Here is a 14,144-nt window from a genome sequence, read left to right as displayed (position 1 = left end):
AGTCCGACGGTGAAATTTTTGCTCTAGTTAGACATTAAAAGCATGGTTTCTAACTGAACCATTGGGCAACTCCACTAATTTGACCACGAAATGTAAGAGTAGCGTTAGTCTGATCTCGTAAAGTACCTGCGACTTCACTGAGGGACGTTCCAATTACAACTCCTATTAAATCAAGGAAAGATGGCGACGTACTAACGGCATTAGTCCCGAAAATAAATGTATTAGCACCTACTTGCTCGACTCTATAGATGAAGCCTAAGCCTTTTTGCACTTGAATCAAATCACCTGCATTAAAGTCTCTTGCAAAAATTCCAGTCGTACTGGTTTCCTGACCGATAATGGCAATGTCAGCATCAGTTGTACCACTGCCCAGATAGTAAAATTCATTACTACCTCCCAGAATAAATCGATCATTATTGGTTCCACCAGTTAAGATATCAACCTCTTGGAATCCTCTAATTGCAAACGTTGAAGTACCAACGGTAACTGTACCGGTTCGACTACTAGCTCCGACACCAATTAGGGTGTCATTACCAGCACCCCCAATTAGGGTGTCATTGCCACCATTTCCAATTAAGAGGTTATTGCCAGCGTCACCAGTTATCCTATCTGCGAAGGCAGAGCCAGTCACATTTTCAACGTTGGCGAGTGTATCCGTACCACTAAATCCGTCGCTAGCAGTTCCGGTTCCCAAATCAACGACAATACCCGCTGTACTGGAAGAATAATCTACTTGGTCGGTACCAAGTCCGCCATCAATAATGTCATTACCAGCACCTCCATCAATGAAGTCATTGCCATCGCCGCCGTTAATAATGTCATCGCCAGCACCTCCAATCAAGAGGTTGTTACCTGCATTGCCGGTGAGGGTGTCGTTGAAACTTGAACCTGCAACTTCTTCAATGCTAATTAGTGTGTCAGTACCACCGAGTCCATCGTTAGCTGTACCAGTAGCTAAGTCAACAATCACTCCCCCTAAACTGGAAGAATAATCTGCTCGGTCACTTCCAATACCACCATTTAAGGTATCGTTACCAGCGCCTCCCACAACGGTGTCATTGCCAGCACCTCCATCCAGGCTGTCATTACCAGACCCGCCACTGAGGAAGTTATTGGCTGTATTGCCGGTGAGGGTGTCATTGAAACTTGAACCCAAAGCTTCTTCTATTTCGATTAGGGTATCAATGCCGCCTAATCCATCACTGGCTGTACCTGCTGTGAGGTCAACGTTGACTGCTGAGGTACTAGAGGCATAATCAGCGCGATCGCTACCAGCACCACCAGTCAGTGTATCATTACCAGCACCACCAGTCAGCGTATCATTGCCAATGCCACCATTGAGCAAGTTAGCAGCAGCATTTCCAGTCAAATTGTCGTTGAAATTGGAACCAACTACGTTTTCTAGGTTGGACAATGTATCAGTATCACTGAATCCATCACTAGCGGTACCTGAACTCAAATTAACAGTGACACCTGCAACGCTGGAAGAATAATCAATTTGGTCAGTACCAGCACCACCATCAATGGTGTCATTACCAACCCCTCCCACAAAAAGGTTATTTGCGGTATTTCCAATCAGACTATCATTAAAGCTAGAACCAACGATTTCTTCAATATTGGTCAGGCTATCCGTTCCCCCAAACCCATCGCTAGCAGTACCAGTTGCTAAGTTAACGGTGACTCCTGCAATGCTGGAGGAATAATCAACCCGGTCAGTACCATCACCACCATCAATGGTGTCATTACCAGGCCCGCCGACGAAGACGTTATTTGCAGCATTTCCAGTCAGGTTGTCGTTGAATGTGGAACCGATGACATCTTCAATATTAATTAGGGTATCAGTACCAACACTAGACCCCCCAGTGGCGATACCAGTCGTCAGATTAACAACAACTGCCCCTGTACTGCCGGAATAATCCACACGGTCAGTACCAGCACCACCATCAATGGAGTCATTGCCAGCCCCTCCAACAAAGACGTTATTCCCTGTATTGCCAATTAAGGTGTCGTTGAAACTGGAACCAGTGACATCTTCAATATTGAGTAGCGTATCGGTGCCACCCAAGCCATCACTGGCGATACCAGTCGTCAGATTAACAACAACTGCCCCTGTACTGGAAGAATAATTTACCCGGTCAGTACCAGCACCGCCATCAATGCTGTCATTGCCAGTCCCACCGATAAAGAAGTTATTGCCCGTATTGCCAATTAAAATATCGTTGAAAGCAGAACCGACAACTTCTTCAATGTTAAGCAGCGTATCAGTGCCACTAAGCCCATCACTGACGATACTAGTGGCAAGGTTAACGTTGACAGCTGCCGTACTGGAGGAATAATCTACCCGATCAAAACCAGCACCTCCATTGAGGGTGTCATTACCTGCTCCCCCAGTTAGAGTATCGTTACCAGCGCCTCCATCCAGACTGTCATTACCGGCGTTTCCGATGAGACGGTTATTCCCCGTATTGCCAATTAAGATATCGTTGAAGTCAGAACCAGCAGCATCTTCAATATTGATCAATGTATCAGTAGTGCCAAATCCATCGCTAGCGCTACCAGTCGCTAAGTTGACATTGACTGCGGCTGTACTGGATAAATAATCCACTAAATCAGTACCACTGTTACCATTCAGGTTGTCAGCGCCCGCTCCACCAGCCAGAGTGTCATTACCAATATTGCCATCAAGGGAATCATCCCCGATGCCGCCATCAAGGAGGTCATTATCTCCACCACCATCGAGGAAGTCATTACCATCCTCGCCGTAGAGCAGGTCACTCTGTCCATTACCCAAGATGGTATCTTCTCCTGCACCGCCTCGCAGTGTATCTACGCCACCGCCATTAATGTCGCTACCACTAGCCCCTTGGATAAAGTCATTACCGTCACCGCCATCGATGAAATTATTGCCACTGACTCCTGAGAGGACATCATTCCCTGTCCCACCGCGAATCGTATCATTACCTTGGCCACCCTGAATGGTGTCATCGTCATCGCCACCATCTAGACTATCGTTGCCACTTCCTCCATCCAGGAAGTCATTACCCGTTCCGCCCAATAAGGTGTCACTACCACTATCAAGACCACCAAAGAGGAGATCATTACCAGCGCCACCATCTAAGGAATCGTTTCCTTGGTCGCCCTGAAGTAAATCATTTCCTCCTAACCCTAATAAAGTATCGTTCCCAAAACTTCCATAGAGCTGATCTTCTCCAGCAGTTCCTTCAAGTAAGTTATTGCTACTATTTCCTCGTCTGAAAACCATAATTTTTATCTCCTTAATTTTTCACTTTAAATTTTTCGAGTTTTCCGATTAAGTTGAATTAATTGTCTGATCCAAATTTATGGTGACTTAGATTGGATAAGTTCTTGGTGCTGAGTTTGGTAAATCTGTTCTAAATTCATGTTTGCTTCCCCATGTTGAGGATTGAACTCTAAAGCTTTTTGAGGGTTACGCCTACGCTGCTTTTATCTCTCCTTGTTTTTGCAGTACCACCCCTAAGTTATAATGAGCTTCTACCAAATCTGGCTGTAGTGCGATCGCAGCTCGATAGTAAAGAGCAGCAGTTTTCCAATCAACTGCTTGTTGGCGAGCAATGCCAAGCTTATAGTTGAGTTGAGCATAGTAAGGTTGTTTCTCTATTGCAAGCTTTCCTTGGGCAAAAAGCGCATTCCCTAAATTGACATCTGCTTCTGTGCAGTTGGGTTGGAATTCCAGAGCTTTTTGATAAGATGCGATCGCTTCTTCCCACTTACCTTGTTGTTGCAAGGTGTAGCCCAAATTATTGTAAATTGTCCCTGCATCTGGTCGGAGAGCAATAGCTTTTTTGTAAGCTACTTCAGCTTCTGGCAATTGCCCTTGATTTTGACGAAAATTGCCTAAACTAAACCAAATTTTTACAGAGGTAGGCTGAACTTGAGAAGCTACACTCAAGAATTTCTCTGCTTCCTCGAATGCACATTTTTGTTGTTTCAGCATTCCTAACCCATATAATGCTTCTGCATAATCTGGCTGTTTGTCGATAATCTGACGATATAACTGTTCTGCTTCATCCAGGCGATTAGCTCGATGATGTTGAACTGCAACTTTAAAAGCTTCAGTAACATCTTTGGTGTCAAATTTTCTGGATTTATTAACCAGCTGCAAAATAAAATCTTCCAGCGCTCTGACTGGTTTTAAATCGCCATATAGTTTATGTTTGTTTTCTGCGACTTGCTGGGAGATATATTGACGATATTCAGCATCTTTCCCCAGCCGGATAGCGATTTTTACGTATTCTTCTTTATTGGAGGCGATCGTTTCTTCTATACCCATCATCTTCAAGATGGCTAGAGAATGTCGTCCCCGCATCAGTTCTCCTGGTAAAGTAACAACCGGAATATTGTGGGCGATAGATTCCAAAGTAGAGTTACATCCAGACCATCCAATACTATCCAAAAAGACATCAGCTAAGGCTGTAGTACCAGCAAAAGTCTGACTCTTCATCTGAGGCAAAAATAAACAGTGATTTTGGTAATTCAGCCCTAATTCTTCAAAAGTACGGTTTAAACGCTGGCGAAAAACTGCTGTAACTTCTTCACTCTCATGTTTAATAAATACAAACTTAGAATTCCCCAATTCCTTCGCAATTAGGGGGAACACATCATCATGATTGGGCAAGTATTTATACAAAGATTGGCAACACCAGAAGAGAATTTCATCTTCTTTTAAACCTATATCTGCCTTCGTAATTGCTTGCGGTTTAATTGCCAAAGGTGTATAATGAATAGATAAATTTGGTAGTTTAACTAGCTTTTCTGTATAGTGTTCTTGAGCATTTGCTGATTCCATTAAATCACTGCTCAAGTAATAGTCAATAGTTGGTAGACCACTAGTATCAGGATGCCCCCAAGATGTCATTTGAATTGGTGCTAGTCTTAAGCAACCCATTTGTACAGTCATTGAGTCCATTCCAAATTCTGGAAAAATCAGGATGTGTAATTTATCTTCAGTTATCGCATCACACCATTGTTCAATTGAGCGAACGCCTTGAACAAATTTATCCAAAACTTGAGAGGCTTTGATTGTTGAATCATCTTTGGTTGTTCCAGTATAATAACCAAATACTTCAAATTCACTTCTATCGAGATTTTCTACCCAACCCTTAATAGGGATTTTCCAATTAGAATGATTACAGAAAAATCTAGAGACAATACCAACCCGAACCTTTTCATTTTTATCTAAGTTCGGGAGAACCAGCGGTTTGCTCCATTGGGTATAGCGACTCGACATGATCTGACAAATCATTTGTCCATAAGTTCGCTGTAAATCTCGATCATTTAAACCTTGATATGCGAGATAAAAAGGCTGTAATGTGCCCACAGCTTCAGATGATTTTGCTCGTTCTTCGTGTTGACTTAATTGATAGCTTTCAGCTAAATTTTGCAAATGCTGTTGATACTGATTACGGCTGAATTCAATTTCATCAACACTAGAATATATAATTGGTAGCTGGCTAATACAAATACCCAATTTAGCAGGAGCATAATTTGGGGTAATTTTTAAAGCTTGCTCAAATGCTCTGATTGCTGACTCTAATTTGCCATTTTGTCTGAAAACAGTTCCTAAATTGTAATGGATGATATTTATATCAGGCTGAAGTTTGATTGCTTCTTGATAAGATTCAATAGCAGCATCAAATTTGTTGAGTTTCTTCCAAATGTTTCCCAAATTATTATGGGTTAATGCCAAATCCGGTTTAATATTTAACGCTTTTTGATATGCTGCTATTGCTTGCTTCAGCTTACCTTTTTGCTGCAAAGTATGCCCTAAGTTGTGATAGGCATAAAAAGAGTCTGGTTGAATTTTTATTGCCTGTTGGTAAGACTTGATGGCATCATCTAACCGTGCCTGTTTTTGAAGCACATCTCCTAAATTATTATGAGCTAATACTAAATCTGGCTGCAATGCAATAGCCTGCCGATAGTATAACTCTGCAATCCTCAAATCACCCGCGTTTTGCCTGCCTAAAGCAAATTGCTGATTTAAGTCTGCATAATAAATTTTTTCCTCCGATGACAGCTTTCCTTGGAGGTGGAGAGCATTACCGACATTTGCTTGCACTTCTATGCAGTCGGGGAGAAATTCCAGTGCTTTTTGATAGCAGGCGATCGCATCCTCTAGCTTACCTTGCTGTTGTAAACTATACCCTAAGCTGTTGTGTACTGCCGCTACTTCTGGCTGTAATTGTAAGGTTGCTTGGAAAAATGATTCTGCATTTTGATATTCTTTTTGCTGTTGCGCCAGCATACCTAAGCCATATAGTGCCTCTGCTTGCCTGGGATTTACCTCTATAATTTGACGATAAACCTGTTCGGCTTGGGTGAAGCGCTTGGCTTGGTAATGTTGAACAGCGAGTTCTAGAGACTCAGGAAGTGTAGTCATAACTTATACATCTGATATGTCTTTCTATTGCTACACCCACCAGGAACTTGAGTTTCTGTAACCTATAGCTGAAGTCGGTTTTAACCGATTAAAATTCTGATTTTTAGTATATTAAAACGAATCATCCTCATCTAACCTTCGGGGGGTTTACGATCAGGACGCTGTTATAGGGAAACATCGCACACATAGCTACTACCCTAGAGTTTTAACTCAGGGCGGTCGAACTTTACATAACTATAGGTTGGGTTGAGGACTAAGCTTTGTAAAAATTTGTTGCTGAAACTATTATTTGAAATTAAACGGTGTAGTTTAAATGAATACCGAAAGCTCAAATGAGCAGAGAGCTTTCGGTAATTTATGAATCTAGTAGGCTTTCGAGCCGACTCTACTTGCAAGAGTTTATACTCATTGTAAGTGGAGTTTAATTTTTAGTTACCAGTACCAGATATGCTGAGTGCGTTAGCAGAAGCAACACCATCATTTGTGAAGGTGAAAGCGAAGGTTTCAGCAAAGCTGTTGTTGCCCAATGCGGTAGCGCCTGATTCAGCAGTAGCTAGGTTGCCGCTGATGACAACATCAACATCTACGTTCTTGTCGATATCGAGGGTTTCATCGATATCAATAACGATGTCTACGTCTTTGTCGATGTCGAAATCGCCATAACCGTAACCAAAGCCACCGCCAAGAACTTCTTCAGAGGTGATTTCTAAGTAGTTTAAGTCTGCAATAATCATTGATTTTCTCCTGAAATGATGTAAATCTTTTTAGCTTTTTTCGGCTAGCCAAGTTGTTTTTGGCTATGTACTAACTATAGTTGATTTACAGTGAAAGTCAATAGGTTTTTGAAAGTTTTTTTAATTAGATTTACTTATAGAAAAAAGATGAATTTAGCCAATAATAATCATGTTTAATAATTTGTTTTCTGCTCTAAAAAAGAACAGCAAAATATGGCATTGATCAATTTAATCAATACCAGCAAAAGCTTCTAGAAATTAGAACAATTTCTAGATATGTCAATTTTGTAATGCAAAATTTTATTTTTTAAAGACCAAAGCTAAAAAATAAGTTAGCTTTTTAGCGAAGCAAATAGGCATTTCAAATATTTTATATTTCTAAGAATCAACCCTAAAAAAGGGAGATTGTCAGCCATAAAAATATTTGACACTTAATTAGCTATTGGGTGTTGGTCAATGACAGACTTAAACCTGCTCTAGTAATTCCTCCTGCGATCGCATATTTGCGTCCGAGTCTAGGCGAGTGACTATTTTCATAGCGTTGATTTGTTGCTTTAACCAACCAGCAAATGATTCTGTAATGATTTTTTGGCGCAACTGTTCATCCAATTTGGGTTGAATGACTTCTTCCACCCAAATTAAATGCACTCCCTTGGGAGTCGTAATCGGTTTGAGAGCTTCTGGTGGTGTAGCAGCAAATACGGCGGCTGCAATCTCTGGACGAAAATCTTTTCGGTATCGAATTCCCTGGTATCCATAGGCACGGCGGACTTCTGGATCTGAGATATATAGACGAGCAATTTCTGGAAAATTGACTTCGCCTTCTTCTAGAGCATAAAAAAGCTCTAAAGCCAAATCTCGATCCTCTAAGACGACTTCATAAGTAACAGCACTGACATAATCTAGTTGACGTTCATAAAAGTGCTTTTCGAGTTGAGCAGAAAATAAATGATTTGCTAACTTCCGCGAAAGGACGTTGTTGTAGGCTAATTCTTCAAACTCATTTACAGACAGGTGGTGTTTTTCTAGCCATGTCCAGGTTTCTTTAGCTCTAACAAGCTTCTTGGCGAACCGTAAGTCATCTCCTTCTTGCTGTAATTCTTCTGGTGTGACTGTAATTCCTAGCTCTTGGGCGGTTTCGGCAATAATGCTTTGCGATGCTATTGCTTCCACTAGATCAGGTATCTGACAAGAGAGTTTGAGACTGTGAATGATATCTGAACTGGAAATGTTTAGATTATGGGGCATAACATGATATCTCCAATAATTAAGGGGATTGGGAATTGGGGATTAGAGAAACTCTTCCTCAGTCCCGATCGCTCTGAACTAAATCTCTAAACCGCCTTTTTGCAGTTTCTTGAACGGATCTAGAACAAAGTCAATCACGCGCCGTTGACGAATGATGACATCAGCATTTGCTGTCTGACCGGCACCTAATGGGATACGTTTGTTGCCATTTTCGACATACTGCTGATCTAAGGTGATTTCTAGCTCATAGATTTCGAGGTTCCCTTGGGGTGTTTGGCTTACTTTTGAGTCAGGAGAGATCCAAGTAACCTTCCCTTCGACAATGCCATATTCTTGGAAGGGATAGGCATCAAACTTGACCTTAACTGGCATTCCTACCTTCAAGAAACCACTATCTTGATTAGGCATACTTGCTCTGAGTACGAAGTCTGCATTTTGGGGTGCGACTTGGGCAATCCTTTGACCGGGTTGGACTACTGCTCCTGGTTTAGTGGTGGGTAATTCAAAAATCACCCCATTAATTGGCGATCGCACCACTCGTTGCTGCATTTGGAGTCTGATAGATAGAATCTGGCTCTTGGTCTGAGCAACTTCTGATTGCACTGCTGTTATTTGTGTTTGTAGGTCTTTTAGCTGTTCTTGATTTTTCATTACAGCCAGTTTGCCTGCCTGCATCACGCTTTTATAGCTACTTTGTTCCCCTTGCAGCCGGAGTTTTGCTTGTTCGATCTCAGACTCCAACGTATTGATAGTGACTTGATAACGATTTAGCTCTCCTGCTAACTGCAATTGTGCTTGTTTTATATCTGATAAAGACTTGTTGTAGAGTCGTTTGCTTTCTTGTTCTTCTTTTTTGAGTTGATCAATTTGGGTGGCAGAAACTGCACCATCCTGAACGAGCTTACTAAAGCGTTCAACTTGCTTAGAATCTATACTCAAACGAGTTTTAGCCGATTGCTGATCGTTGCGCGTGGTGTAAATCTGCTGCTCTGCTTGCTTAACTAATGCTTGTTTTTCTAACTTTTGGAGGTTATAGCTATTTAATTTGGCATCAAGGTCTTGCTGTGCCTGGTTTACTTGAGCCATTTTTTCTAATTCTTGGGATTTACTTTGTTGCTCCAAGAGGCTAGTTGACATCAGGAGTTGATTTTTGAGCAGTTCCAGTTGCGATTGCCGATTTTGTAGCCCTTGCAATTTGCTCTGGATTTGTTGCAACTCCGTTTCCAGGACATCAGAATCGAGTTCTACTAGAACCTGACCCGCTCTGACTGTATCTCCTTCTTTGACCCGAACCGCTTTGACACTCCCACCAGTCTGAGAGTCTAATTTTTGAGTTGCACCTTTAGGTTCTATCCGCCCTCTGGCGGTGCCAGTTTCATCTACGCGCGATAGAGTTGCCCAAGGCAAAAATAGACCAGCAAATACTATCAGTAGATACAACAAACCACGAGTCCAAATTCGAGGTAAGGCATCGAGCAATTCTTCAGTACCGTAGTACAAGTCTTGACTGTTACTTTCTGCCTCTGTCTCCTCGTTAACTTCTACAGGTTTCTCTTGCTGTGTGTAACTTTGATACTCATCCCGCTCATCTTGGGGAAGTGGGGATGATCTATTGGGATATGGCATAGTTTTATTTCCAATAAAGGTAGATGGAGTGAAAAAACAAAGTAGTCCCAAATCCTCAGTTCCTAGACTCAACCGGTTTGAGCAAGCTGTTGGTGATTCAGGTAGTAGTAATGACCTTTTTTGGCGATTAATTCGTCGTGGGTACCGCTTTCTACTAAAACGCCCTGGTCTAAAACTAAGATTAAGTCAGCGTTGCGGACTGTAGAGAGACGATGGGCAATGATTACACTTGTGCGTCCTTGAAGAATTGTTTTCAGGTTGTTTTGAATAATTCGTTCTGATTCGGAATCTAGATGGCTTGTAGCTTCATCAAACAGCAATAACCGAGGATTTCCGAGCAACGCACGGGCGATCGCTACGCGTTGGCGCTGTCCTCCAGAGAGCATACCGCCGCCTTCACCAATTTGGGATTCATAACCCATTGGTAGTTTTTGAATAAATTCATCGGCTCCGGCATATTTTGCTGCTTGGATAATTTCTTCTAAAGAGGCATCTGGATGAGCGATCGCAATGTTTTCGCGGATAGTCCCACCAAAGAGAAAAGTATCTTGGTCTACAACGCCGATTTGAGAACGGAGCGATCGCAACGCAACAGCAGTGATGTCATGATCATCAATCAATACTTTGCCATCTGTCGGTGGATATAAACCCAAAATCAACTTACTGAGGGTTGTTTTTCCAGAACCACTACGCCCCACCACTGCAACCATCTGTTCTGGCTGAATTTCAAAGTTGAGATTTTCTAGTACGTTAATCTCACTTTCTGGGTGATAGCGAAAGGTGACATTCTGAAAGCGAATATTACCGTTGAGCTTACCCAAAGTCTTCCGGGGCTTAGTTTCTAAGTCTTCTTCTGGTTCCGCCTCCAACACGTCATTAATGCGTTCAGTGGAAATCACAATTTCCTGTAATTGATTCCACAACATAGACAGCCGTTGGAAAGGACTCAAGACGTTACCCACCAACATATTGAAAGCAACTAATTGTCCAATAGTCAGGTCGCCATTAATTACCTGGGTTGCTCCATACCATAGCAATGCAGTATTGACAAAAGTTTGGATGACGCCACTAATAATTTGCAGGCGATTACCAATTATTTGAGCATTAAAGCCTTTTTTGACCAAATCATTCAGCAGTTCCTCCCAACGCCAGCGCACGGTCTGTTCAATTGCCAACGAACGGACGGTACGAATTCCACTCAGGGATTCAATGAGATAGCTTTTTTCTTGAGTACCAGCAGTAAAAATCTCTCTGGACATCCGGCGCAAAATACTTGTGCTAGCCAGCGCCAAGATAAAAAATGGCGGTACTGTACACAATACAAATAATGACATTCGCCAGCTATAGGAAAACATCAAGCTCAGATAAACCACCAATGTCAGCATATCCAGCAAGATAGAGAGTGTCTGACCAGTGAGAAAGCGCTGAATTTTCTGGTTTTCTTGGATGCGCGAGATGATATCCCCAACAAAACGCGACTCGAAATAGGAAAGGGGCAAACGGTAGGTATGTTTGATAAAACCTACGAGTAAGGAGACGCTAATGCGGTTAGCAGTATGAAATAGAAGATATTGCCGTAGAGCATTGACAGCGACACCAAACAACCCAAAAATAATCATCCCTAAACCAATGGCGTTTAAGGTTGTAACGCTACGCTGCACAAGTACTCTATCGAGCAAAAGCTGGGTGAATACTGGCGTTACCAATCCAAATAATTGGATTAATACTGAAGCTATAAATATTTCTACTAGTGCCCGATGGTGAGGTCTAATTAAGTCAAAAAACTTCCAGAAACTAATAGTTTCGTCTTTAGCATCTTTTAGGAGGGCTGTAGGTTGCAGTAACAAGGCATAACCACTCCAACCTTCTTGAAATTCAGCTTTTGTCAGACTGCGTTGACCAAGACCAGGGTCACATACAATCACCCGCTTTTTGGTGATTTCATAGACGACAATAAAATGTTTGCCTTCCCAGTGAGCAATTGCAGGTAAAGGTTGTTCTGCCAATTTATCAAGAGTCGCTTTCACCGGACGGGTGGAAAAACCCAGGTTTTCTGCTGTTGCTGCCATGGCCTTTAGGGATGCACCACTGCGGCTAACGTTGGTCATATCCCGGAGGCGATTGATACTAAAATGCTTGCCCCAATACTTACCAACCATCACCAAGCAAGCAGAGCCGCAATCGGCTGCGCTTTGTTGGGCATAAAAGGGATAGCTTTTAGTGAGGCGTTTCCACCAATGCCCCACTTGCACCTTTGGACTGGGAAAATAAAAATTTGATTTTTTTGGCTGTTGTTGTGACTGCTTCTCTCGTTGGGGAAAAGGAATTATTTTGGATTTTGGAGATTGGAAAGTTTTTTCCCTAGCTCCCAGTCCCAAGTCGCCAGTTCCCAGTCCCCAATCCCCAGTCCCCAGTCCCCAGTTTCCTAACTCCGGGAAGTATTGTAGTGCTGTTTGCCTCTGGTCGTTTTTCAGAATATAAGCAATCGTTGGTTGCGTTGCTTGCCAATCACCTTGTTCTGGTTGTGCAAAGATAGTGCCTGGTGTCAAAGAATGGCCTTGAGAATGCCGCAGTTGACCTCCATACAATAGCCACAGTTGCGAATCTTGGGATATTTGGGGACTGACAGAGCCAGGATCTAGTTGGTGTCGCTCAAACAGAGATAAAGCTCTGAGCATCCCTGGAACTTGTGATGTATGGCACGGTAATTGTGAGGTTTGGCGACATAACAACAGCAAATCCCAAAGTTCTGCACGGGCAAATAGGCGATCGCGAATGCTAGGATACTTCTCTATTAATATTTGCAATGCCTCTTGTCTGAAATAGCCAAGTTTTAAGCCTGTTGAAGCTCTGACTACATAAGGACTAAAGTTAGCTTCGGGAAACAGAGTCAATTCGCCAAAACAAGACCATGCATCAAAGGTAGTGATTAAATTCTCAGAGCTATCCAACAGTCTGACTTTACCTGTGAGGATAATGTAGATACCAGGATTAGTCTGTGCAGATTGCCAGAACTGCTTTGCTACTGGTGGCTCCACAATCTCCATTTCTGCCAGGAAGTTTTGTAATTCTCTTTCTGAAAGCTTTGCACCCAAGGTGTACAACAGCCTTTCACCCAGATGTTGCTCATAAAGCACTGGTGGCATTTTCTCTTCTCCGCAACAGAATTTAGTTATCAACCTGAATCAGATACAAAAGTTAATAAAAAATATTTTTGAATGCCGTAATTTCACTGAGGAAACCCTAAACCTCCTTAAAGTAATGTTGGGAGGAAAGAGCAGGGTAAAAACCTTCTCTTAAATACAAGGTATTTTTGTTTGGTGGACAGCCTTGCTCGTTGCACCAAGCCAAGTAATTGATGTGATCAATGTTGATGTGACAATCACTAATGTGAATGCCAAAGAATTGAGCTAAAGCTTTGTTTAGCTAGACTTAGGCAAACATCAACTAATTGCATCAACATACTCGACACCCTTATGATTCGCTCATTTTGACAATCAGCGGCGTCTGTAATTGATGATTAAGAGGATTTATCTTCAGATCAAAATTTGGTAGATGCAGCGATAGCTATGGAAATTCTTCCAGTTATCAATCACCAACTGTCAAAATTCTTTCCAGATATTGACTGCCAAGAGTTCGTCCTGGCTGAAGATTATTTTTCAGGCTCTTGAACAAGACCTAACTCGTAAATAGCCTTAAAATACCGATTTCAGGCATTCCTAATTTTTTAACAGCCTTGTCTTGACTAAAATGGTGTGACATAATTGTATAAATTGCATTGAGTCGTAAATTATGGGCAAAGTTAATCCATTGCAGTTGTGTGACCAAAGCCTGACAGCAAAAAAGCCACAACTACATATCTGGTTAGCCTTGTAGGGTTAATCAGAGATTTACACAATGTGCAATTAGTGCCCGGTGTTATTCCCCTAGGGTTTTGCGAGTCTAGGGGAGAGCCTCCGGGATAGCCTCAGTTTCAAGGGTGCAACCTCAATCACTCACTGAAAAACTAGCTTTGGGTAGGCTACAAGAATTAGAGGACTATAAAAATCCTAAAAGCACATCATAATTTTTAGAGATTTTACTAATCAGGAAAAATCTCACTTAAACAATACTTG

The 14,144-nt window shown here is 42.0% G+C and carries 6 protein-coding genes; all 6 read right to left on the bottom strand.

The window, feature by feature from the left end; all coding sequences use genetic code 11:
• Positions 1-49: 49 nt before the first annotated feature.
• Positions 50-3,262: a beta strand repeat-containing protein gene (locus HUN01_RS10025; RefSeq protein ID WP_181931134.1), complete on the bottom strand. Its 3,213-nt coding sequence runs from the start codon at positions 3,260-3,262 to the stop codon at positions 50-52.
• Between the two features lie 192 nt (positions 3,263-3,454).
• Positions 3,455-6,421, bottom strand: coding sequence for a tetratricopeptide repeat protein (locus HUN01_RS10020; protein ID WP_181931133.1), 2,967 nt, complete (start codon positions 6,419-6,421; stop codon positions 3,455-3,457).
• A 428-nt stretch (positions 6,422-6,849) separates the two neighbouring features.
• Positions 6,850-7,155, bottom strand: coding sequence for a hypothetical protein (locus HUN01_RS10015; protein WP_181931132.1), 306 nt, complete (start codon positions 7,153-7,155; stop codon positions 6,850-6,852).
• 465 nt (positions 7,156-7,620) lie between these two features.
• Positions 7,621-8,403 carry a peptidylprolyl isomerase gene (locus tag HUN01_RS10010; RefSeq protein WP_181931131.1) on the bottom strand — a complete coding sequence of 261 codons (783 nt, stop codon included), beginning with the start codon at positions 8,401-8,403 and terminating at the stop codon, positions 7,621-7,623.
• 78 nt (positions 8,404-8,481) lie between these two features.
• Positions 8,482-10,029, bottom strand: a complete 1,548-nt coding sequence (locus tag HUN01_RS10005) for a beta-barrel domain-containing protein (RefSeq protein WP_181931130.1) — start codon at positions 10,027-10,029, stop codon at positions 8,482-8,484.
• Positions 10,030-10,097: 68 nt separating this feature from the next.
• Positions 10,098-13,175 carry a peptidase domain-containing ABC transporter gene (locus tag HUN01_RS10000; protein WP_181931129.1) on the bottom strand — a complete coding sequence of 1,026 codons (3,078 nt, stop codon included), beginning with the start codon at positions 13,173-13,175 and terminating at the stop codon, positions 10,098-10,100.
• Positions 13,176-14,144: the final 969 nt, after the last annotated feature.

The organism is Nostoc edaphicum CCNP1411 (genome assembly GCF_014023275.1).
GTDB classification, from domain to species: Bacteria; Cyanobacteriota; Cyanobacteriia; order Cyanobacteriales; family Nostocaceae; genus Nostoc; species Nostoc edaphicum_A.
Note: the sequence above shows the minus strand (reverse complement) of the source record. Positions and strands in the feature narration are given on the sequence as shown.

Coding starts and splice junctions, on each gene's coding strand:
- HUN01_RS10025 (WP_181931134.1), bottom strand. CDS start 3,262: ATGGTTTTCAGACGAGGAAATAGTAGCAATAACTTACTTGAAGGAACT.
- HUN01_RS10020 (WP_181931133.1), bottom strand. CDS start 6,421: ATGACTACACTTCCTGAGTCTCTAGAACTCGCTGTTCAACATTACCAA.
- HUN01_RS10015 (WP_181931132.1), bottom strand. CDS start 7,155: ATGATTATTGCAGACTTAAACTACTTAGAAATCACCTCTGAAGAAGTT.
- HUN01_RS10010 (WP_181931131.1), bottom strand. CDS start 8,403: ATGCCCCATAATCTAAACATTTCCAGTTCAGATATCATTCACAGTCTC.
- HUN01_RS10005 (WP_181931130.1), bottom strand. CDS start 10,029: ATGCCATATCCCAATAGATCATCCCCACTTCCCCAAGATGAGCGGGAT.
- HUN01_RS10000 (WP_181931129.1), bottom strand. CDS start 13,175: ATGCCACCAGTGCTTTATGAGCAACATCTGGGTGAAAGGCTGTTGTAC.